23 protein-coding genes, 1 tRNA gene and 1 pseudogene are annotated in these 21,078 nt (G+C 73.6%); 18 read left to right on the top strand and 7 right to left on the bottom strand.

The window, feature by feature from the left end:
* Nucleotides 1-47: 47 nt before the first annotated feature.
* Entirely contained in the window at nt 48-1,019 is a 972-nt protein-coding gene (locus tag FQ330_RS05175) for an arsenic resistance protein (RefSeq protein ID WP_128188764.1), read from the bottom strand.
* Between the two features lie 156 nt (nt 1,020-1,175).
* Between FQ330_RS05175 and FQ330_RS05170 the strand changes: the two genes are divergently transcribed.
* The 3 genes from FQ330_RS05170 to FQ330_RS05160 all read left to right on the top strand — a co-directional run bounded on the left by FQ330_RS05170 (nt 1,176) and on the right by FQ330_RS05160 (nt 3,836).
* Nucleotides 1,176-1,583 carry an ArsR/SmtB family transcription factor gene (locus tag FQ330_RS05170; protein WP_146355750.1) on the top strand — a complete coding sequence of 136 codons (408 nt, stop codon included), beginning with the start codon at nt 1,176-1,178 and terminating at the stop codon, nt 1,581-1,583.
* Nucleotides 1,567-2,508 carry a cation diffusion facilitator family transporter gene (locus FQ330_RS05165; RefSeq protein WP_128188762.1) on the top strand — a complete coding sequence of 314 codons (942 nt, stop codon included), beginning with the start codon at nt 1,567-1,569 and terminating at the stop codon, nt 2,506-2,508. Before FQ330_RS05170 ends, FQ330_RS05165 begins: the two co-directional genes overlap by 17 nt.
* Nucleotides 2,509-2,597: 89 nt before the next feature.
* Entirely contained in the window at nt 2,598-3,836 is a 1,239-nt protein-coding gene (locus FQ330_RS05160) for an Nramp family divalent metal transporter (protein ID WP_128188761.1), read from the top strand.
* Between the two features lie 87 nt (nt 3,837-3,923).
* Here the strand turns inward: FQ330_RS05160 and FQ330_RS05155 are convergent, their stop codons facing one another.
* Nucleotides 3,924-4,577, bottom strand: a complete 654-nt coding sequence (locus FQ330_RS05155) for a M23 family metallopeptidase (RefSeq protein WP_164877049.1) — start codon at nt 4,575-4,577, stop codon at nt 3,924-3,926.
* Between the two features lie 738 nt (nt 4,578-5,315).
* The gene (locus FQ330_RS05150; RefSeq protein ID WP_225792697.1) at nt 5,316-6,275 is read right to left on the bottom strand and encodes a cytochrome c oxidase assembly protein; all 960 of its coding nucleotides are present in this window, start codon (nt 6,273-6,275) and stop codon (nt 5,316-5,318) included.
* Nucleotides 6,276-6,536: 261 nt separating this feature from the next.
* On the opposite strand from FQ330_RS05150, the gene cmtR reads away from it, so the two are divergent.
* The 6 genes from cmtR (at nt 6,537) to FQ330_RS05120 (ending at nt 11,042) form a co-directional block, all read left to right on the top strand.
* On the top strand, nt 6,537-6,890 hold the full coding sequence (gene cmtR, locus FQ330_RS05145; protein WP_128188788.1) for a Cd(II)/Pb(II)-sensing metalloregulatory transcriptional regulator CmtR: 354 nt from the start codon (nt 6,537-6,539) through the stop codon (nt 6,888-6,890).
* A gap of 42 nt (nt 6,891-6,932) precedes the next feature.
* Nucleotides 6,933-7,571 (top strand): cation transporter, encoded by a 639-nt coding sequence (locus FQ330_RS05140; RefSeq protein ID WP_146355748.1) that lies wholly within the window; start codon nt 6,933-6,935, stop codon nt 7,569-7,571.
* 9 nt (nt 7,572-7,580) lie between these two features.
* The gene (locus tag FQ330_RS05135; protein WP_146355746.1) at nt 7,581-8,267 is read left to right on the top strand and encodes a DsbA family protein; all 687 of its coding nucleotides are present in this window, start codon (nt 7,581-7,583) and stop codon (nt 8,265-8,267) included.
* Nucleotides 8,268-8,378: 111 nt separating this feature from the next.
* Nucleotides 8,379-8,912, top strand: a complete 534-nt coding sequence (locus tag FQ330_RS05130) for an amino-acid N-acetyltransferase (protein ID WP_146355744.1) — start codon at nt 8,379-8,381, stop codon at nt 8,910-8,912.
* Nucleotides 8,913-8,937: 25 nt separating this feature from the next.
* A complete protein-coding gene (locus FQ330_RS05125) occupies nt 8,938-9,606 on the top strand; it encodes a hypothetical protein (RefSeq protein WP_146355742.1) in 669 nt (222 codons plus the stop codon).
* A 68-nt stretch (nt 9,607-9,674) separates the two neighbouring features.
* Entirely contained in the window at nt 9,675-11,042 is a 1,368-nt protein-coding gene (locus FQ330_RS05120; protein ID WP_146355740.1) for a flavin monoamine oxidase family protein, read from the top strand.
* Between the two features lie 18 nt (nt 11,043-11,060).
* On the opposite strand, the gene radA is transcribed toward FQ330_RS05120, so the two are convergent.
* Complete coding sequence (radA, locus tag FQ330_RS05115) at nt 11,061-12,422, bottom strand: DNA repair protein RadA (RefSeq protein WP_128188754.1); 1,362 nt, start codon at nt 12,420-12,422, stop codon at nt 11,061-11,063.
* 118 nt (nt 12,423-12,540) lie between these two features.
* Between radA and FQ330_RS05110 the strand changes: the two genes are divergently transcribed.
* The 4 genes from FQ330_RS05110 (at nt 12,541) to FQ330_RS05095 (ending at nt 13,902) form a co-directional block, all read left to right on the top strand.
* Nucleotides 12,541-12,909, top strand: coding sequence for a VOC family protein (locus FQ330_RS05110; RefSeq protein ID WP_146355738.1), 369 nt, complete (start codon nt 12,541-12,543; stop codon nt 12,907-12,909).
* Nucleotides 12,906-13,445 (top strand): GNAT family N-acetyltransferase, encoded by a 540-nt coding sequence (locus tag FQ330_RS05105; RefSeq protein ID WP_146355737.1) that lies wholly within the window; start codon nt 12,906-12,908, stop codon nt 13,443-13,445. Before FQ330_RS05110 ends, FQ330_RS05105 begins: the two co-directional genes overlap by 4 nt.
* An 11-nt stretch (nt 13,446-13,456) precedes the next feature.
* Nucleotides 13,457-13,544: transfer RNA gene (locus tag FQ330_RS05100), tRNA-Ser, on the top strand.
* 154 nt (nt 13,545-13,698) lie between these two features.
* Entirely contained in the window at nt 13,699-13,902 is a 204-nt protein-coding gene (locus FQ330_RS05095; protein WP_225792696.1) for a hypothetical protein, read from the top strand.
* Nucleotides 13,903-13,906: 4 nt separating this feature from the next.
* Here the strand turns inward: FQ330_RS05095 and FQ330_RS05090 are convergent, their stop codons facing one another.
* Together FQ330_RS05090 and FQ330_RS05085 are read right to left on the bottom strand one after the other, a co-directional pair.
* Complete coding sequence (locus FQ330_RS05090; RefSeq protein WP_146355735.1) at nt 13,907-14,605, bottom strand: LysR substrate-binding domain-containing protein; 699 nt, start codon at nt 14,603-14,605, stop codon at nt 13,907-13,909.
* A gap of 94 nt (nt 14,606-14,699) precedes the next feature.
* Nucleotides 14,700-15,314 (bottom strand): alpha/beta hydrolase, encoded by a 615-nt coding sequence (locus tag FQ330_RS05085; RefSeq protein WP_146355733.1) that lies wholly within the window; start codon nt 15,312-15,314, stop codon nt 14,700-14,702.
* A gap of 80 nt (nt 15,315-15,394) precedes the next feature.
* On the opposite strand from FQ330_RS05085, the gene FQ330_RS05080 reads away from it, so the two are divergent.
* From FQ330_RS05080 to FQ330_RS05060, 5 genes are all read left to right on the top strand, one after another.
* A complete protein-coding gene (locus FQ330_RS05080; protein WP_146355731.1) occupies nt 15,395-16,630 on the top strand; it encodes a hypothetical protein in 1,236 nt (411 codons plus the stop codon).
* Between the two features lie 38 nt (nt 16,631-16,668).
* On the top strand, nt 16,669-17,208 hold the full coding sequence (locus FQ330_RS05075) for an NUDIX hydrolase family protein (protein ID WP_128188748.1): 540 nt from the start codon (nt 16,669-16,671) through the stop codon (nt 17,206-17,208).
* 46 nt (nt 17,209-17,254) lie between these two features.
* Nucleotides 17,255-17,707, top strand: coding sequence for a hypothetical protein (locus FQ330_RS05070; protein ID WP_146355729.1), 453 nt, complete (start codon nt 17,255-17,257; stop codon nt 17,705-17,707).
* A complete protein-coding gene (gene mgrA, locus FQ330_RS05065; RefSeq protein ID WP_146355727.1) occupies nt 17,704-18,747 on the top strand; it encodes an L-glyceraldehyde 3-phosphate reductase in 1,044 nt (347 codons plus the stop codon). Before FQ330_RS05070 ends, mgrA begins: the two co-directional genes overlap by 4 nt.
* Before the next feature lie 70 nt (nt 18,748-18,817).
* Nucleotides 18,818-20,296, top strand: a complete 1,479-nt coding sequence (locus FQ330_RS05060) for an MFS transporter (protein WP_146355725.1) — start codon at nt 18,818-18,820, stop codon at nt 20,294-20,296.
* Nucleotides 20,297-20,433: 137 nt separating this feature from the next.
* Here the strand turns inward: FQ330_RS05060 and FQ330_RS13510 are convergent.
* Nucleotides 20,434-21,030 (bottom strand): annotated as a pseudogene (locus FQ330_RS13510) (spermidine synthase); the annotation flags it as partial.
* Between the last annotated feature and the right edge of the window lie 48 nt (nt 21,031-21,078).

The raw sequence follows: 21,078 nt of genomic DNA, 5'->3' as shown, positions 1-21,078 counted from the left end.
TCGGTCCCGCCCCTCACGCCGCGCTGGCCGTCCCGCGCCGCCCGCGGTCAAGCGCTTCGCGCTGGCGTCACCTGCGGGACGACGCGCACCAGCACGACCATCACGACGAGCTCCACGAGGGTCTGCGTCACGACCGCGAGCGGCGCGATCGCCATTGCCGGCGGGAGTGCGAGCGCCAAGGGCAGCACGACGAGCGAGTTCCTGGTCGCGAGCGAGAAGATGACTGCCCGCTCGCCGGCCGCGTCGAGCCTGGCGATGCGGCTCACGAGCACGCCGAGTGCCGCCGCGACGCCCGCGAACGCCACGAAGAGGGGCACGACACGCATGAGCACCTGGAGCTGCGACCCGACCGCGGCGACCTGCGAGCCGACGACCACGGCGAGTGCGAGCATCATGAGCGGTGGCGTCGCATCCGCCATCGCGGTCGTGATCGCGCCCGCGGCGGGATGCTTCCGTGCGAGCGACTGGACGGTCGCGGCCGCCGCGAGCGGGATGGCGATGAGCAGCACGAACGCCTCGACGAACGGCGCCGGCTCGATCACGCCGAGCAGCTCGGCTCCTGCGAAGAGCGCGATGTAGACCGGCAGGAGGATCACCTGCACGAGCATGAGGAATGGCGTTGCCGCCAGCAGGCGCGGACCCGCACCGCCCGCGAGGCCAGCGAAGACGACCACGTAGTCGACACAGGGCGCGAGCAGCACGAGCAGCACGCCGAGGAGGAGGCCCCGGTCGTCGGCGACCAGCAGCGACAGGCCCCACGCCAGCAGCGGCAGCAGCGCGAAGTTCGCCGTGAGCACGGTCGCGAGGAATCGCACGTCGCGCAGCGCTCGACCGAGCTGGGTCATCGGCACGCAGAGGAACGTCGCGAACAGCAGGAGCATCAGCGCGGGCTCGATCGCCCGCTCGAGAGCCGGGGCAGCGCGGGGTGCGAGGAGTCCCAGCCCGCCCCCAGCCGCGATCGCGGCGATGTAGAGCGGCACCTGGTGCCGGTCCAGGGCCCGGAGGAAGCGCAGCGTCATCCGCGGCGGGGAACGAGCCGCACGCGGGCCGCGACCGGTCTCGACCTGCCCGTCATCTCATCGCTCATGCCTCCACGCTATTGCCCCGAGCCGGCCCGGGCTGCGGATGCGTCGGCACGGGTGGCGACGAGAGCGCGGCGGAGATAGCATCGCTGCATGACGATGATACTCGAGCGCGGCGACGCCGATGTCGGGATGACGACGGCGTTCGCGCACCTGTTCCAAGCGCTCGCGGAGCCCTCGCGACTGCGCGTGCTCCAGCACCTGTCGACCGGCGAGCACCGGGTGCGCGATCTGGTGGGCCATCTGGGGCTCGCGCAGTCGACGGTGAGCAAGCACATGGCCTTCCTCACCGACTGCGGGCTCGTCAACGCCCGGGCCGACGGGCGGGCGACCTGGTACGCGCTGGCGCATCCGGAGGATCTCGAGCGCCTGGCCGCGGCGGCGGAGCGACTGCTCGAGGCGGCCGGCGCGCAGCAGCGGCCCTGCTCGCATATCAGCTCGCACGCAGCAGTGGTCGCGGGCGCCACCGGGGAGGAGGGTCCCGATGGCCGCCGGGCATAGCCATGGATCGACCGACGGTGCCCCCGCGGCGACCGGCGACTTCCGTGTCCGTCTGGGCATCGCGTTCGCGCTGACAGCGACGATCGTCGTCGCCCAACTGATCGGCTCGGTCGTGACGGGCAGCCTCGCCCTCCTGACCGACACGGCGCATGCCGTCACCGACGCCGCGGGGCTCCTGGTGGCGCTGATCGCCGCGTCGCTCATGCGGCGTCCGGCCACATCACGGCGCACCTGGGGCTTCCGTCGCATCGAGGTGATCGCCGCGCTCGGCCAGGCCACGCTGCTGCTGGCCGTAGGGGTGTATGCCGCCGTCGAGGGCATCCGTCGGCTGTTCGAGCCCCCGGAGATCCCGGCGTCCGAGCTGGTGGTGTTCGGCGTGATCGGACTCGTCGTCAACATCATCGCGATCCTGGTGCTGTCGTCCGGCCGCGGCGCGAACTTCAACATGCGCGCGGCGTTCCTCGAGGTGCTGAACGATGCGCTCGGCTCGCTCGGCGTCATCGCCGCTGCGATCGTCATCTGGACGACAGGATTCCAGCAGGCGGACGCGATCGCGGGCCTGTTCATCGCCGCGCTCATCGCGCCCCGAGCGCTCATCCTGATGAAGGAGACCGCGGGCGTCCTCATGGAGTTCACTCCAAAGGACCTCGACCTCGACGACGTGCGCCGACACATCCTCGAGCTCGACCACGTCGAGGAGCTGCACGATCTGCATGCGTCCACCGTCGCGACGGGCCTCCCGACGATCAGCGCTCACGTGGTGGTCGACGACAGCTGCTTCGCCGATGGGCACGCGGTCGAGGTGCTCGAGGACATCCAGCGATGCGTCGCCGAGCACTTCCCCGTCTCGGTGCACCACTCCACGTTCCAGCTGGAGACATCGCGGATCAGCGAGCAGGAGTCGGCCGCCGTGCGTCATCCCTGAGGCCGTGCCGGGCGCCGCGGGCGGAAGAGCGTCTCGGCATACCGCAAGCAGATTATTCGGCCAGCCGAAATCAGGTCTACGATGGCGCAATGACGTTCGCCGCGACGACGAGGAAGAGGCCTGCGCCCGGAGCGCTGCTGCTGCTCGGGCCGGCGCTGGTCGCCGGCGTGGCCTACCTCGATCCCGGCAACGTCGCCTCCAACGTCACGGCGGGCGCACGCCATGGCTACCTGCTGATCTGGGTCGTGGTGAGCGCCAACCTCGTCGCCTGGCTAATCCAGTACCTGTCGGCGAAGCTCGGCGTGGTGACAGGCAAGAGCCTCCCGGAGCTGTGCGGCGAGCGCATCGGATCGCGCGCCGGTCGGATCGCCTACTGGATCCAGGCCGAGGGCGTCGCGATGGCGACCGACCTCGCCGAGGTGATCGGCGGCGCCGTGGCGCTCTGGCTGCTGTTCGACGTGCCGCTGCTCGTCGGCGGGCTCATCACCGGCGGTGTCTCGCTGGTGCTGCTGGCGGTGCAGTCGCAGCGGGGTCCGCGCGCGTTCGAGCACGTAGTGATCGGCCTGCTCGCCGTGATCGTGCTCGGCTTCACCTGGGGAGTCGTCGTCGCTCCGCCCGACCCCCTCGGCATCGCGGCCGGGCTCGTGCCTCGGTTCGAGGGCTCCGGCTCCGTGCTCCTCGCGGTCAGCGTCCTCGGCGCGACGATCATGCCGCACGCCATCTACGCGCACTCGAGCCTGTCGCGCGACCGCTTCCGCGATCGGCGCGCGCTGAGCACGCCGCGGCTGCTACGGGCGACGCGCATCGATGTCTCGGTCGCGATGGTGATCGCCGGCAGCGTGAACGTCGCGATGATGCTGCTTGCGGCCGCGAACCTCGCAGGCGTCGAGGGGACGGACACGCTGGAGGGCGCGCACGCCGCGCTGGGTGCATCGCTCGGGCCGGTCGTGGCGACCATGTTCGCGATCGGGCTCCTGGCGTCCGGGCTCGCCTCGACCTCGGTGGGCGCGTACGCGGGCGCGGAGATCATGCAGGGCCTGCTCCGCGTCCGCGTCCCGCTGCTCGCCCGCAGGCTGGTCACGCTCGTCCCAGCGCTCGTCGTGCTGTGGCTCGGCGTCGATCCGACGCTCGCCCTGGTGCTGAGCCAGGTGGTGCTCTCCTTCGGCATCCCTTTCGCGCTCATCCCGCTTGTGCGCCTGACCGCCGACCGCCGGCTCATGGGGCCGCACGTGAACCGCATCTGGACGACGATCGCCGGCGGGGTCGCGGCCGCAGCGCTCGCAGCGCTCAACGCCGTGCTGCTGTGGCTCGTGCTCACGGGCGCGTGAGCCGACTTGCTGCGCCTGGAGGCCACGGTAGCCGCTGCGTCGCCGGCGTCGAACGAGTCACGCCGGCGCCACGGGGGCCTTCGGCCGCTACCCGACCTCGAGGCGCGTCTCTCGGGTCTGCAGCCACCTGAGCGGGTCGAACGACACGTAGTCGCTGTTCTTCATCTCGAGGTGCAGGTGCGGGCCGGTCGAGCGGCCCGTGCTGCCCACCCCGCCGAGGACGGTCGAGATGTCGACGACTTGGCCGACCTCCACGCGGATCGACCCCGCCTGCATGTGCGGGTACCACGACTGGACGAACTGGCCGTCGATGTTGTGGTCGACGAAGACGGCGTACCCGCCGCCCCCGGGGTTGTCGCCCTGCCACACCGCCGACACCACGCCGTTGGCGACTGGACGGATCTCCTGTCCAGGGGCCAATGGGATGTCGGTGCCGCCGTGGAAGCCGCCGGACCTGTACCCGAAGCCGCTCGAGATCGGCAGCTGCGTGACCTGGGGGAACGGCGTCTGCACGTAGTCGGTCTCCATCATGGACCAGGTGGCGGGGAATGCGGGGCGGCCGCCGTAGTAGGAGCCGCCGGGCTCTGAGTCGGCGACAGCCTGGAGGGCCGCACGCTCACCCTCGGACATCAGCGCGCTCTCGAGGGGGTCCCTGACCACGATGTCGTCACGGGCGAAGACCGTGCTGGCATCTGCGGCGACCGGATCCAGCGACTGCGTCTCGGGCTCGAGCTGCGCCACCTGGGGATCGAGCTCCCCGGGAGGCTGCACCGCTTGCGCAGGCATGGAGGTGACCACGACGAGCGAGCCGATGAACACGAGCGCAGCGCCGGCGGTGGCCTTCCGTGCGAAGCTGCGAGCTCGGCCGCGCACCGCAGCGGGGCGCCGAGTCGGGGCCTGGCGCTCGCCGACCGGTCGTGGGGATCGAGCGGGCCGGGCGATCGGCACGTGAGCGCCGCCCACACCGAGGGCGGGAGCGTCCACCGCGACGACCGGGGGCGCGTACGTCGGGCCGGTCACGCGGACCTCGAGCGACTCCGCCGAGCGCGTCGCGGCTTCCCGGAGCGCGCGGCGGCTCGAGTAGATCGGGGGAGACCCCGCGATGACGGTCGTGCGCGCCGCCGCCCGAGCCTCTGCAGCGGTCCTCGCGATGGCGGCAGCCGCGCGCTCCCGCTCACGGGCGGCCCTGCGGGTCTGCGCCTGAGGCGCATCAGGGGTCGAGCGGGATGCTCGGTCAACGTCCAGCGTCACGCGGCAAGCTGTCCTCGGGTCGAGTCGTGGAGCAGGGCTGCGGCATCCGCAGGCCCTGAGCGGAAGGGTTCCGAGCGGAACCGGGGCGCGGGCGTGCGGAGTGCTGTCCTCTGCACCGCTCGCTGACGCACACGCAACCTCGAAGGTAACGGAACGATAACGACAGCGCAAGGGGTCGCAGCGTCGGACGACGGTGCCGCCCGTCGCGCCACGACGGTCGTCGTGGCGTCACGCCTCCGGGTCCCCGTCGCCGCGCAGGTCGCGCTGCCGCAGCTGGGCGAGGTAGGCGTTGTACGCCTCTGTCTCCTGATCGGCGCGGCGCTGCTGGGCTCCTGCTCGCGACCGGTCGCGGCGCTGCCAGCGCGCGAGCGTCACGACCAGCATCGTCACGAGCGGCAGCTCTCCGAACGTCCATGCCAGCACGCCGGCGACGCCCTGATCGTGCACGGGGTCGACGCGCCACTCCGCAGGCGCAGACGTCGCGAAGTGGCGGACGAACGGCGCAGACGAGAACAGCATCACCAGGCCGAACGCGGCATGGACCTGCATCTCGAGGAAGATGTCGAGCAGTCGGCCCGGGTAGGAGGGTCGCCGGGGCAGCGGATCCGAGGACACCAGAGGTACCGTGATCAGGAGCCCCACGAGCAGGAATGCCGCCTCCATCAGGATGTGTCCGGCATCGACCTGCAGCAGCGCATCCGCCGCGCCGCCGACGTACAGCCCGAAGAAGCACAGCAGCATCAAGGGGATGACGAGCGCCGGGTGCAGCGCGAAGCGGGCTGCCCGCGAGCGCAGCCCGGACACGGCGACCCTGAGCACGGCGCGGCCGGCGCCGTGGCGGGGCGTCGCCCGCAGCAGCAGCGTGCCGGGCGAGCCGAGAGCGAGCAGCGGCGCGATCACCATCATGAGCGCGAGCTGCTGGAACATGAGCACCGAGAACATCAACTGCCCGTAGGCGTCGATCCGTGTCCCGGTGACCGCAGCGAGCATGCCGCAGCCCAGCAGGAACCACGCAGTGCGCAGCGGAGGCCAGTGTCGCCGCTGGCGTCGCAGCCGCGTGACGCCCGCTGCGTATGCGATGGCCATGATCGCCGCGAGCACCGGGAGCACCGGCGCACCGGTGGAGCCGGGGAGCAGGAACTGCTCGAGGCTCGGGGGCGGCAACCACGCTGCGTCGGAGCCGCTCACGGCGTGGGGAGGATGACGACCCGGCGCGGCCGGACCTGTCGCGGTCGGCGCTGAGCGCGACGTGCGTGGTTCGCGCGGGCCCGCGGCTCTGGCATGGTGCTGCTCCTGGGTCGCGTCGGTCGCCGGTCGGTGTCCGGCTGGGCTGGGCTGGTGCCGCCGACGGACCGATGATAGCCGGTGGGGCCGTTGAGCCCGCTCGGTCCGTCGATGCCGACCGGCCTGCGCGTCATCAAGCGTCACTCTGCGATGTATAGTCAGTATATGCTGACCACTGTCGACCGGCTCGATGCGATGGGCCGGCTCGGGCGCGCCATGGGCGACCCGACGCGCGCGCGAATCCTCCTCCGACTGATCGAGGGGCCCGGCTACCCGGCCGCGCTGGCACGTGATCTCGGGCTCTCGCGCACCAATGTCTCGAACCACCTGGCTTGCCTGCGAGGCTGCGGCATCGTCGTCTCCGAGACGGAGGGTCGGCAGGCGCGCTACGAGATCGCTGACCCGCACCTGACCCAGGCGATCGAGGCGATGCTCGCCGTGACGCTGCGGGTCGACGAGGGCGTCCCGTGCCTGGGAGCCGGATGCCCGGTCGAGGGCTGCTGCGGGGCAGCAGCGTGACCGCCGGCACATCCCTGGAGCGCCGCGCGCCTCCGCCGACGCGTGCGGTGGATCGTCGGAGTCGCCATCGCGTACAACGTCGTCGAAGCGGCGGTCGCGATCTGGGCGGGATCTGTCGCGTCCTCCGCGGCGCTCATCGGCTTCGGCCTCGATTCCGTGGTCGAGGTCGGCTCGGCGGTGGCCGTGGCATGGCAGTTCTCACGCAGCGATCCGGAGCGATGGGAAGCCGCGACGGTGAGGATCGTCGCGATCGCGTTCTTCGCCCTCGCTGCCTACGTCTCAGTCGATGCTGTGGCGGCACTGGTCACGCTGGAGGCGGCGGATCCCAGCCCTGTCGGCGTCGTGATCGCCGCGCTGAGCGTCGTCGTCATGCCGGCGCTCGCGATCGCGGAGCTGCGCACCGGCGAGGAGCTCGGCTCGCGGAGCGTGCAGGCGGACGCGAAGCAGCTGCTGATCTGCACCTACTTGTCGGCCGCCGTGCTGCTCGGACTGCTGGCGAGCTGGCTGCTCGGCTGGTGGTGGGCCGATCCCGTCGCCGCGCTGCTGGTCGCCGCACTGGCCGTGCGGGAGGGGTTGGAAGCGTGGGGCGGCGAGCTCTGCTGCGGTCCAGCGGATCGCGGAGGCGATGGCGAGGACTGCGCGGACGCGTGCGACGGGGTATGCGTCGCGCCCTGCCCGTAGACTGGTGCGATGCGCACTCGTCCAGTCATCGCGGCATCAATCATCGCCGCCGCCGCGGCCATCCTCATCGGGGTGATGCTGCTCGTCGTGCGGCCATGGGAGAGCGGGGCGCCTCGAGACACGAGCGCCGGGCCGGCGTCGCCTGCCGCCTCCGCTGCCGCTGCGCCGCCCGTCCTGGATCCGTCGACGCACCTGCTCGACGATGCCGGCGCCGGCGCGCCGGTGGTGGTGGAGTTCCTCGACTTCGAGTGCGAGGCATGCGGTGCCGTCTACCCCACCATGGAAGCGCTCCGCGAGGAGTACGGCGGCGAGGTGACCTTCGGCGTCCGGTACTTCCCGCTGCCGGGGCACTTCAACTCGCGGAACGCGGCGATCGCGGTGGAGGCCGCCGCGCAGCAGGGCGAGTTCGAGGCGATGTACCAGCGCATGTTCGAGACCCAGCCCGAATGGGGTGAGGCCCGCGAGTCCGAGGCCGCCCGATTCCGCGGGTACGCCGAGCAGCTGGGGCTGGACATGGCTGCGTACGACGAGGCGGTCGCGGACCCCGCGACGGAGGCTCGCGTCGAGCAGGACTTCCAGGCCGGGATCGCGCTCGGCGTCGACCGCACGCCGACGATCTTCGTCGACGGGGAGCGACTCGAGCTGACCCAGGCGAGCGACATCGAGACGGCCATCCAGGCGGCGATCCGCGACTAGGGCGAAGTGAGCGTGCGCGCGGCCATGGCGGGCGCCGGCACGCTTCGACTCGGTCGGGTGGCGCCGGATGCACCGCGCGCTGAGCGTGCATGCCGGAGCCGATTAGGCTCGATGACCGTGACCTCCGACGCATCCGCCCCCGCCCCCGCCGCGCTGACCGTCCGCCGCGCGCGCACGGGCGACGTGCGCGCGATGCGCGACCTCATCGAGCCCTACGTGCGCCGGCGCATCCTGCTCGGCAAGGAGCTCGTCACCCTCTACGAGGCCGTCCAGGAGTTCGTGGTCGCCGAGCGCGACGGGCAGATCGTCGGATGCGGTGCCCTGCACGTGCTGTGGGAGGACCTGGGGGAGGTGCGCACGATCGCCGTCGCCGAGGGCGCCCTCGGCAAGGGCGTCGGGCACGCGATGCTCGTCGACCTCGAGCAGCGGGCGCGCGACCTCGGACTCTCGCGGCTCTTCTGCCTCACCTTCGAGACCGAGTTCTTCGGCCGCCACGGCTACGAGGAGGTGGCGGAGCAGGTCGTGAGCCAGGACGTCTTCGCCGAGCTGCTGCGCTCCCTCGACGGCGGCGTCGCCGAGTTCCTCGACCTCGCGCACGTGAAGCCCAACACGCTCGGCAACACGCGCATGCTCAAGCGGCTCTGAGCCGCCGCTCGCCTACGCTGGATCGGTGAGCAAGGCATCCACCGCGAAGCGACGCGCCGCCGTCCGCCGACGACGGACGCTGCTCGGCCTGCTCGCCCTCGTCGCCGTCGCCGCGCTCGTGCTGCTCGTGTGGCGGCCGTGGGAGGCGGGGAGCGACGCGCCGCCGCCCGCACCCTCCGGCACCGCGGCGCCCAGCCCGCAGCCGAGCGCGACGCCGACGCCGACGCCCACGCCCACGCCGACGCAGCCGTTCACCCCGGTCGGCGGCACACCCGAGACCGGCGAGCCCACCGAGCCGTGCGCGCCGGAGCAGGTGCGGTTGACGCCGGCGACCGATCGCTCCTCCTACGCGGCGGGCGAGCGGGTGCAGCTGTCGTTCACGATCGAGAACACGGGCGAGGCCGCGTGCTCGCTCAACGCGGGCACGGCAGTGCAGGAGTACGAGATCCGCACGGGCGACCAGGTCGTCTACCGCTGGTCGGACTGCGCGGCCGACGTGCAGGACAACGTCGTGCAGCTCGAGCCCGGCGCCCCGCAGTCGACGGTGCCGGTCGAGTGGGATCGCACCGCATCCTCGGTCGACTCGTGCACTGCCGAGCGCCCGCAGGTCGCCGCAGGCGGCGCCGCGTACAGCCTCAGCGTGCGCGTCGGCGAGTACGCCTCGACGGCCGCGACGCAGTTCATCCTCGAGTAGCCGCCGCGCCGCTGGGTCGCGCTATCGTCTCGCCAGGGAGCCGCGGAGCGGCCGGATCGGAGGACGCGGTGGCACAGGCGCAGCAGGCCGAGCTCGAGGTCGACGTCGTCATCGTGGGCGCCGGGCCCGCGGGGCTCTCCGCCGCGACCGCGCTCGTGGCCGCGGGCCGCTCGGTCGCGGTGCTCGAGGCGCGCGACCGCGTCGGCGGGCGCACCTGGACCGACGTCGTCGACGGCGCGATGCTCGAGATCGGCGGCCAGTGGGTCTCGCCGCACCAGACGGTGCTGCTCGAGACCATCGAGGCGCTCGGCCTCGAGACCTTCCCCCGCCACCGCGACGGCGAGTCGGTGTACGTCGACGGCGGCCGCGCCGTGCGCTTCACCGGCGACTTCCCGATCGCGCCGGAGACCGCGACCGAGGTCGACCGCCTGGTCGCCGTCATCGAGGCGCTCGTCGCCGAGGTCGACCCCGAGGCGCCGTGGGCGCACCCGCGGGCCCGCGAGCTCGACACCGTCTCGTTCGAGGCGTGGCTCGCCGGCCAGACCGACGACACCGCGGCCGCGCACCTCGTCGCGCTCTTCATCGGGCCCGCGATGCTGACGAAGCCGTCGCACGCCTTCTCCACCCTGCAGGCGCTGCTCATGGCCGCGAGCGCCGACGGCTTCGCCAACCTGCTCGACGAGGACGAGATCCTCGACCGCCGCGTCGTCGGCGGGATGCAGCGGGTGAGCGAGCGCATGGCCGAGGAGCTCGGCGACGCCGTGCGCCTCGGTGCCTCGGTGCGCCGGATCGAGCGCGGCGACGACGCGGTGACGGTCGTCGCCCACGGCGTCGTGGCGCGCGGGCGGCGGGTGATCGTGGCAGTGCCGCCCAACCTCATCACCCGCATCGACGTGCAGCCGCCGCTCCCGCGCCGGCAGCACCAGCTGCACCAGCACCTCTCGCTCGGCATCGTCATCAAGGTGCACGCCGTCTACGACCGGCCCTTCTGGCGCGACGCGGGGCTCTCGGGCACCGGCTTCGGCCCGCACGAGCTCGTGCACGAGCTCTACGACAACACCAACCACGAGGATGCGCGCGGCACGCTCGTGGGCTTCGTCTCGGATGAGCACGCCGACGAGGCGTTCCGCTGGAGCGACGAGGAGCGGCGCGAGCGCGTCCTGGCCTCCATCGCGCGCTACCTCGGGCCCGAGGCGCTCGAGCCGGTCGTCTACTACGAGAGCGACTGGGGCAGCGAGGAGTGGACTCGCGGGGCCTACGCCGCGAGCTACGACCTCGGCGGTCTGCACCGCTACGGCGCCGACCAGCGCCAGCCGGTGGGGCCCATCCACTGGGCGTGCAGCGACTACGCCGGTCGCGGCTACCAGCACGTCGACGGCGCCATCCGCTCGGGCCGGCAGGCCGCCGCCGACGTGCTCGAGCGGCTGCAGCCGTAGCGGCGCAGCGGTCGTCGCTCAGCCCCGCGGCACCGCCGCGAGCGCGGGGGCCGGCGCGGGGTCGGCGCGGCCGACGCGCATGGCGTCGGCGACGGCCGCGCGCACGAGCCCGACCGAGTCGTCGACGACGCGGGAGTAGCCCAGGCGCCGCGCCTCGGCGGCGCGGCGCTGCACCGCCGAGGCGGCGCGGATCTCGCCCGCGAGCGAGATCTCGCCGATCGCCGCGAGCTGCCGGGGGAGCGCCACGTTGCGGTGGGCGCTCGCGATCGCGAGCGCGATCGCGAGGTCGGCACCGGGCTCGGTGATGCGGATGCCGCCGACCGTCGAGACGTAGACGTCGAAGCCGCCGAGGTGGAGGCCCGCGTGCCGGTCGAGCACCGCGAGCACCATAGCGACGCGCGAGGCGTCGACGCCGTTCACGACGCGGCGCGGCTGCGGCGTCGAGGCCTGCACGACGAGCGCCTGCACCTCGACCGGGATCGCGCGCCGGCCCTCGAGCGCCACCGTCACGCACGTGCCGGCGAGCGGCGTCGCGGAGCGGGAGAGGAAGAGGCCGGAGGGGTCGGGCACCTCGAGGATGCCGTCGCCGGTCATCTCGAAGCAGCCCACCTCGTCGGTGGGGCCGAAGCGGTTCTTCGAGGTGCGCACGAAGCGCAGCGCCGTCTGCCGGTCGCCGTCGAAGTGCGCGACCACGTCGACGAGGTGCTCGAGCAGCCGCGGCCCGGCCACGGAGCCGTCCTTGGTGACGTGCCCGACCAGCAGCAGCGGGACATCCGCCGCCTTCGCCGCCCGCGTGAGCGCGGCGGCGACGTCGCGCACCTGGCTCGGGCCGCCCGCGAGGCCCTCGTTGTCGGCGCTCGCGACCGTCTGCACCGAGTCGACGATCACGAGCTCGGGAGCCGTCGCCTGGATCTGGCCGAGGATCGTGGCGAGGTCGGTCTCGGCGGCGAGGTAGAGCTCGGGCTCGAGCGCGCCGGTGCGCTCGGCGCGCAGGCGCACCTGGGCGAGCGACTCCTCGCCCGAGACGTAGAGCACGCGCCGGCCCGCGGCGGCCGCCGTCGCGGCGACCGCGAGCAGCAGGGTCGACTTGCCGACGCCCGGCTCGCCCGAGCAGAGCACGACCGCGCCGGGCACGATGCCGCCGCCCAGCACGCGGTCGAACTCGCCGATCCCGGTCGGCCAGCGCGGCGCATCGCCCGCCTGCAGCTCGGTGATCGGGCGTGCGGCGCGCGACGCGGGCACGGCCGCGGGCGCGATGCGCGTGACGGTCGCGCCGACCTCCTCGACGGTGCCCCACTGCTGGCACTCGCCGCAGCGGCCGACCCACTTGAGGCTCGTCCATCCGCACTCGGCGCAGCGGTATCCGGGTGCTCTGGCCATGCGTGCGAGGGTATCGGGAGCCGCCCACGCGGGTCGCGGGCCGAGCCGCCGCAAAAGTTTGCGGACAACGTTACCAAAAGCGGAGCATTCCTGAGGCTTCCGCCGCTACGGTGACGCCATGCTGACCATCGGCTCCGTCGTGATCCGATGCGCCGACGTCGATCGTCAGCTGCGCTTCTGGACGGAGGCGCTGGACTACGAGCCGAGGCTGCCGATGGATGACGACTTCGCACCCCTGAGGCCCCGGTCGGGCCCGGGGCCGAACGTCTCGCTCGACGCGGCGCCCTCCGAGCGCACCCTGCCCCCGCGCATCCACCTCGACCTCTACGCCGACGACCAGGCCGCCGAGGTCGCGCGGCTCGAGCGCCTCGGGGCGCAGCGCGTGCACTGGCCGAAGCGGCCCGCCGACGCCGACTACGTGATCATGCAGGATCCCGAGGGCAATCGCTTCTGCGTCATCGACACCCGGCAGGGGGCGGCAGCATGACCGCGAACGTGCGCGACGCGAGCATCGACGACGCCGCCGGCATCGCAAAGGTGCGGGTGCAGACGTGGCGGGCCGCCTATCGCGGCCTCGTGCCGCAGAGCGTGCTCGACCGCATGGACGTGCAGCGCGAGGCGGAGCGGCGCGTCGAGCTCTGGGAGGAGCACCACGCGGATGCGCGCCGGCACGAGCTCGTCGCGGTGGCCGACGGCGAGGTGGTCGGCTGGGCGATGTGCGGCCCCGCCTACGACCGGGTCGAGGGCGTCACCGGCGAGCTCTACGCGATCTACGCGATGCAGGACCGCTGGTCGCGCGGCGTCGGGCACGCGCTGCTCGCCGAGTCGGAGCGCAGGCTCGCCGCCGACGGCCACGAGCGCGCCTACCTGTGGGTGCTCGCCGGCAACGAGCGCGCCGCGACCTTCTACGAGCAGCACGGCTGGCACGAGGACGGCGGCGAGAAGGTCGAGCAGGGGATGCACGAGCGCCGCCGGGTGCGCACGCTCGGCGTCAGGTTGGGGTCTGCGCCGGGCGTCGTGTAAGGTCTCCCCTTGGTGACGTGTCCGAGCGGCCGAAGGTGCGACTCTCGAAAAGTCGTGTGGAGCAACCCTCCACCGTGGGTTCAAATCCCACCGTCACCGCACTCGAGAAGCCCCGCCTCCCCGTGAGGCGGGGCTTCGTCGTGCCAGGCGGGATCGCCCGTCGACGCGAGGGCGGGCCGGACGTACGATGCGGACGACGGCGAGGCGTCGCCCGGCGGTGCCGGCTCCGGCGCCGCCGAGGAGCGAGGGCATCGTGGCGGAGCAGCGGCGGGGCGTGCAGGTGGTCGAGAAGACCGGCCCGTGGGGGTTCTTCTTCCTGCTCGCGTACATCGGCGCGGCGATCTACTTCGTCGGGCAGTCGGGCGGCGGCTTCTGGGCCGTGATCCTGGGCCTGCTTCAGGCGATGGTCTGGCCGGTCTACCTGATCTTCCACGCGCTGGAGGCGGTCGGCGCCTGAGCCGTCAGCGCCGCCCGCCGGGGCCCGGGCGGCCCGACCTGCCGTGCCCGCCGCGTCGGCGGGGGCGGCCCGGCGTCGGGGTGGGCTTCGGCTTCGACGGGCGCGGCTTGGCGCCGGTCGCCGCGTTGCCCGGCTCCACGCTGTGCCTGCCGCCCTCGCGCTCGGCGCCGCGCGACGAGCCGGCGCGGCGTCCGCGCGCGATGCCGATGAGCTCCTGGTGCAGCGGCGAGTCGTTCGCGCGCAGCCAGGCGAGCGCGACCGTGGTCGGCGGTGCGTCGGTCACGACCCGGTGCCGCGTGTCGGGGCCGCCGAGCGCCCGCGCGACCGACATCGGCACGATCGCGAGCCCGGCGCCCGACGCGACGACCTCGAGCAGCTGCGCGGAGGTCATGCCCTCGTCGGCGAGCAGCGGCTCGCCCTCGAGGTCGGCGAGCGTCACCGTCTCGAACGCGACGATCGGGTGCCCCTTCGCCGAGACCACCACCGGCAGCTCGTCGTAGAGCGGCACCGCGTGCAGGTCGTCGCCCGCGAGCGGCAGGCGCGCGAGCACGGCGTCGACGCGCCCCTCCCGCAGCGCCGCCGGCGCATCCGCCTCTCCGAGCTCGACGAGCTCGATCGGCACGTCGGGCACGCGCTCGGCCCACACCCGCATCCACTTGGCGGGCGTGACGCCCGGGACGCCGCCGAGCCTGAACCGCTGCATGGGTCCAGTCTGCCGTGCGCTCGATCGGCCTGAGCGCGCGCACGCCGCCGCATGCGCCGCGAGCCTTCGCTCGGGCCGATCGAGCGCGCGCCCGCTAGACGCGGCCGAGGAAGGCCACGACGTCGGCGAGCTCCTCGGCGACGATCGTGTGCGCCCGGTGGTAGGTGCGGCGCTCGACGGCGAAGTGCGCGTCGAGCCACGGCGTCGAGCGCTCGATCTTGTCGCGGTGGATGACGTCGTCGAGGTCGCCGATCGTCGTCAGGAGCGGGATGCGCGGCTCGCGCGCCGCGAGCACCGCGTCGCCCGGCAGCTCGCCCGCATGCACGAACGACGCGAGGTGCGCGATCGACGAGAAGCGCTCCGGCGCGAGCCTCACGAGCTGCACCGCCATCGCCCCGCCCTGCGAGAAGCCCAGCAGGTGCACGCGGTCGTGCTGCCGCTCGAGCCCGTCGAGCCATCCGAGCACGGATGCGGCGGAGCGGTCGATGAGCTCGTGGTCGTCGCTGTCGACGGGCGAGAACTCGAACCAGGCGAAGCCGCCCCCGTAGGGCAGCGGCGCCCGGAGCGACGCGATCGTCAGCTCGGGCGGCAGGTGCGGCGCGAGGCCGAACAGGTCGCCCTCGTGCGAGCCGATGCCGTGCATCACGACCAGCAGCTCATCCCCGGTGCCCTCGCGCCAGCGCACCGCCTCGGCGTCGATCTCGTGCATGCGAGCCCCTCTCGTCACGAGGCGCAGGACGGCCCCGCGGCCTCACCGACACCGTAGCCTCGAAGCATGGAGCAGGGCACGTGACGAGCACCTCGGCGACCACCCGGGTGCTGCCGGGCATGGGGGGCCGAGGCGCCCGCGGTGGGCCCCGTCGCCCGGCGCGCCGCGGGCGCATCGGGCGCGTCGTCTCGCTCGACGCCGCGCGCGGACTGCTCGTGCTCGCGACCGTCGCGTGGCTCGCAGCGCCCAGCCGCCCGTTCCCCGCCTCCGAGCCGTGGGGCGCGGTCGGCCTCGACGCGATCGCGCTGCCCGCCTTCGCGCTCATCGCCGGCTGCGCGCACGCGCTCGCGCAGCACCGCGGCTGGACGAGCGCCGGCCGCGCGACCCGGCGCACGCTCATCCTGCTCCTCCTCGGCCTCGTCGTCGCCGCGGGCGCCGCGCTCATCCGGGGGGCCGCGACCGGCATCCCGCTCGATCCGGAGGGCGGCTCCCTCGGCGGCCTCGAGCGGATCGCCGTGGCCGGCCCGCTCGTGCAGCTCGCGGTCGCGCTCGCGGCGCTCGGGCTGCTCGGCACCCTCGCGCGCAGCTGGGCGGGCTGGGCATGGGCGACCGTGATCAGCACGGCCGTCGGCGCCGGCGCGCTGTGGCTCACGACCGGCCTCTGCGGCGAGCTGAGCGACCGGTGCAGCCCCGCCACGCTCCTCGTCGGCGGGATCGCGGATGCCGCCGGCACGACCGCCGATCCGCTCGTCGTGCAGGCGGTGACGACGGTCGTCGCCGGCCTCGGCCTCGCGGTGCCCGCTGCCGCCGGCGCCGCGCTCGCGCACGCGCTGCTGCGCGCCCGCAGCGTCCCCGGCCACCAGCGCGGCCGGGTCGTCGGCTACGGCCTGCTCGCCGCGACCCTCTTCGGGGTGCTCGGCATCCTCGCCTACTTCACGCCGACCGTGTGGGGGCAGCAGCCGCTCGAGCCGGCGACGGCGCTCTGGACGCCGCCCCTCACCCTCGCGGTCGCGAGCCTCGCCTCCGTGCTCGCGTGCGCGATGCATCCGACCGTCGACACCGACCTGCGCGGCGGCACGTCGGCGCTCGGCGCCTTCGCCGAGCCCTTCGCGGCCGTCGGGCGCATCAGCATGCTCGCCGTCGCGACGACCTTCGCGGCGCGCACGCTGCTGAGCGCGCTGCCCGACCCCGACCCGGTCGGCTGGTTCGCCGCGCTCGGCGACATCCCCTCGGTCGTCCTCGCGCTCGTCGTCGCCGCCGCCTGGCTCGGGCTCGCGCTCTGGGCCGACCGCTCCGGCCGCCGCCTGCGGCCCTGACCGCGGCGCATCCGCCCTCCGGCAGGCACAATGGGGCCATGGCTGTGCGCACCCCCGACCCCAATCCCGGCTGGCTGAGCGACGAGGAGCTGCAGCAGGCCCGCGAGCGCCTGCCGATCCTCTACGTCGAGGCCATCCCGGTGCGCCTCGACGGCATGGGGCAGGTGACCGAGGTCGGGCTGCTGCTGCGCATGAACGAGCAGAGCGAGATGACGCGCACGGTCGTCTCCGGCCGCGTCATGCGCGGCGAGCGCGTGCGCGACGCCCTCTACCGCCACCTCGAGAAGGACCTCGGCCCGATGGCCTTCCCGCAGCTGCCGGCGAGCCCCGTGCCGTTCCACATCGCCGAGTACTTCCCGCTCGTCGGCGACGGGCTGTTCTCCGACGACCGCCAGCACGCCGTCTCGCTCTGCTACATCGTGCCCGTGAGCGGCACGTGCGACCCGCGGCAGGACGCGCTCGAGCTCACGTGGCTCAGCCCCGAGGCCGCGGCGTCCGAGCTCATCGCGAGCGAGATGGAGGGCGGCCGCGGCTCGCTCGTGCGCGCGGCGCTCGCCCACTGCGGCGCGCTGCGCTGACGCGGCGACGACGGATGCGTCCAGTCGCGATCCGTAGGCTTGCAGGATGAGCGCTGACTACCAGGTGACCCTCGAGTGGGGCGCCGCCGGCGTGCGCGCGGCGTCCGCCGACGTGATCGTCATCGCCGACGCCGACCGCGGCGAGGAGACGCGCGAGCTGCTCGCGCTCGCCCCGCGCACGTCGCTCGTGCTCGACGCGACGCTCGCCAACGCATCCGACATCGCCCGCGCCGCGCTCGACGAGCAGGTGCGCCTCGGCGACCGCGCCTCGATCGCGATCGTGGCGGCGGGGGAGCGGTGGGCCGACGGCAGCCTGCGGCCGAACGCCGCCGACCTGCTCGTCGCCGGCCGCGTCGTCGACGCGCTCGCCGAGCTCGGCATCGACTTCCACAGCCCCGCGTGCGCCGCGGCCTGCGCCGCGGCGGTCGCGCTGCGCGGCGCCACCAACACCCTCGTCGCCGCCGACGCGGCGGCCCACCAGAAGGCAGGAGCACGATGAGCTGGCAGGCAGACCCCGCACGCTACGACCGCATGCAGTACCGACGCGCCGGCACCTCCGGCCTCAAGCTGCCGCTGCTGACGCTCGGCATGTGGCACAACTTCGGCGACGACGTGCCGCTCGAGCGGCAGCGCGAGCTGCTGACGACGGCCTTCGACCGCGGCATCACCCACTTCGACCTCGCCAACAACTACGGCCCGCCCTTCGGCGCCTCGGAGCTCAACTTCGGCCGGGTCATGGCGAGCGACCTCGCGGCGCACCGCGACGAGATCCTCGTCACGACGAAGGCCGGCTGGGACATGTGGCCGGGACCGTACGGCATCGGCGGCAGCCGCAAGTACCTCATCTCGAGCCTCGACCAGTCGCTCGCGCGCATGGGCCTCGACTACGTCGACATCTTCTACCACCACCGGCCCGACCCCGAGACGCCGCTCGAGGAGACGATGGCGGCGCTCGACCACATCGTGCGCACCGGTCGTGCCCTGTACGTCGGCGTCTCGAGCTACAGCGCCGACGAGACCCGCCGCGCGCACGAGATCCTCGCGTCGCTCGGCACGCCGCTGACGATCCACCAGCCGTCGTACTCGATGCTCAACCGCTGGATCGAGCGCGACGGCCTCCTCGACGCGGCCGGCGAGCTCGGCATCGGCGTGATCGGCTTCACCGCGCTCGCGCAGGGGCTGCTGACCGGCAAGTACCTCGACGGGGTGCCCGCCGACTCGCGCGCCGGCCGCGGCGCGGCCCGCAAGCCGCTCGACACCGACGTCTCACCCGAGGCGATCGAGCGCATCCGCGGCCTCGGGCGCATCGCCGAGCAGCGCGGGCAGACGCTCGCGCAGCTGGCGCTGTCGTGGGCGCTGCGCGACGAGCGCGTCACGTCGCTCACCATCGGCGCCTCGCGCGTCGAGCAGCTCGAGCAGAACCTCGGCGCGCTCGACAGCCTCTCGTTCGGCGACGACGAGCTCGCGGCGATCGACGAGCTCGCGCGCGACGAGCCGGGCGTCGACCTGTGGGCGGAGGCGCGCGACTCGCGCGGCTGATCCTCCCGGCACGCGCGGCGCCCGAGATCGACGGGTGCCGCGCGTGGGCGGTCGGGGCTAGCGTCGTCGCATGACCTCGAGCGAGGTGCGCACGGCGGGCGAGCGCACGTTCCTGCACGTGCTCGTCAACACGGCGATGGCCAACGTCACGACGAGCTTCCTGTGGTTCGCGCTCACCTTCTGGGTCTATCTCGAGACGCGCTCCGTGCTCGCCACCGGCATCATCGGCGGCGCCTACATGCTGTTCGTCGCGGTCGGCAGCATGCTCTTCGGCTCGATCGTCGACCACCACCGCAAGCTGCGGGTGATGCTGCTCTCCGGCGCCGTCACCCTGCTCGCCTTCGCGCTCGCCGGCGCGATGTACCTGCTGCTGCCCGAGCCGGCGCTGCTCGACCTCGCGGCGCCGTGGTTCTGGCTGTTCACCGCGGTCATCCTCGGCGGCGCGGTCGTCGAGCACATGCGCAACATCGCCCTGTCGACCATGGTCACGATGCTCGTGCCCGACGCGCGGCACGCGAACGCGAACGGCATGGTCGGCACGGTGCAGGGCATCGCGTTCATCATCACGAGCGTCTTCTCCGGGCTCGCGATCGGGCAGCTCGGCATGGGCTGGACCATCGCGATCGCCGTCGCCCTCACCGCCGCGAGCCTCGCCCACCTGCTGACGCTGCGCGTGCCGGAGGACGTCGTCGCGCTCGACGCCGACGACACGGTGCGCGGCATCGACCTGCGCGGCTCGGTGCGCGCGGTGCTCGCGATCGGCGGCCTGTTCGCGCTCATCGTGTTCTCGACCTTCAACAACCTCATCGGCGGCGTCTACATGGCGCTCATGGACCCGTACGGGCTCGAGCTGTTCAGCGTCGAGGTCTGGGGCATCGTCGTGGGCGTCTCTGCCACCGGCTTCATCATCGGCGGCATGGTGATCGCGAGGCTCGGGCTCGGCAGGCGCCCGATCCGCACGCTGCTGATCGTCGTCATGATCATGGGCGCCCTCGGGGCGCTCTTCACCATCCGCGACTCGTGGTGGCTGTACGCCCTCGGCATCTGGGCGTACATGTGCCTCATCCCGGCGGCCGAGGCCGCCGAGCAGACCATCATCCAGCGCGTCGTGCCGCTCTCGCGGCAGGGCCGGGTCTTCGGCTTCGCGATGGCGTTCGAGGCGGCGGCCGCGCCGGTCACCGCGTTCCTCATCGCCCCGATCGCCGAGTTCTGGATCATCCCATGGGCGCGCTCCGACAGCGGCGCCGCCGCGCTCGAGCCGGTGCTCGGCAGGGGCGAGGCGCGGGGCATCGCGCTCGTGTTCCTCATCGCGGGAGCGATCATGGTCGTCGCGTCGGCGCTGGCCTTCCTCACCCGCTCGTACCGCGTCATCAGCGCCTCCTACGAGGCGGCCGCGCCGCCCGAGGCGGTCGAGGGCGCGGATGCGCCGGGCGGGCCGGCCGGGGCGGTCGCGCCCGGCGCGGTGCGGGCGGGGGATGCGTCAGGGCCGCCCGCAGGTCGGGCGTCCGGCGCGGTGAGCGACGGCGGCAGCGCGGCGGAGCCCAGGTAGGCCGACCGCACCGGGGCGGGGGAGTCGACCGCGGTGGCATCGCGCACCGGCACCGGCGATGCCTCGTCGACGAAGCGCCGCAGCCGATCCCAGCCGAGCACGGCGGCCGGCGGCGGCCCGGTGCGCACCCGCTCCCGCACCGCGTCGAGCGGCAGCGGCGCATCGCTCGCGAGCAGCACCGCGTTGCTGTGGCGGGCGCCGGCGAGCGTCGAGCCGGTGGTGACGAGCGCGACGTGGGCGAAGACGGCCCGCAGCGTCGCGAGCTGACCGCGGAGGAACCGCAGCGGCGGGCCGTCGGCCGAGTTCACGACGAGCGCGCCGCCGGGCTCGAGCGCCGCCCGGGCCGCCGCGAAGCACTCGAGCGTCGTGAAGGGCGCCGGCACCCGCCCCGCGCCGAAGACGTCGATGGTCACGAGCGCGACCGGCGCGGCGACGCGCTCGAGCACGGCGCGCCCGTCGCCGACGACGACGTCGATGCCCGCCGGCAGCGGCGCCGCCTCGGCGACGAGCGCGACGATCGCGGATTCGAGCTCGACCACCGTCTGCCGCAGGTGCGGCAGCGCCTCCTGCAGCGCCCGCGGCAGCGCTGCCGCGCCGCCGCCGAGGTGGAGCGCCGTGCCGCCGCCGGAGGCGGCCAGCGACTCGACTGCGGCCGCGAGCATCCACCGGTGCGAGGCGTGCCGGGGCGGCGCGCCGGCGGGGCCGAGGTGCGACTGCTCGATGCCGTCGATCACCAGCACGAGCCCGTGCGCGTCGGCGACCAGTCGGGCCTCGAGCCCATT

This window comes from Agrococcus sediminis (assembly GCF_007923295.1).
GTDB lineage: Bacteria > Actinomycetota > Actinomycetes > Actinomycetales > Microbacteriaceae > Agrococcus > Agrococcus sediminis.
Note: the sequence above shows the minus strand (reverse complement) of the source record. Positions and strands in the feature narration are given on the sequence as shown.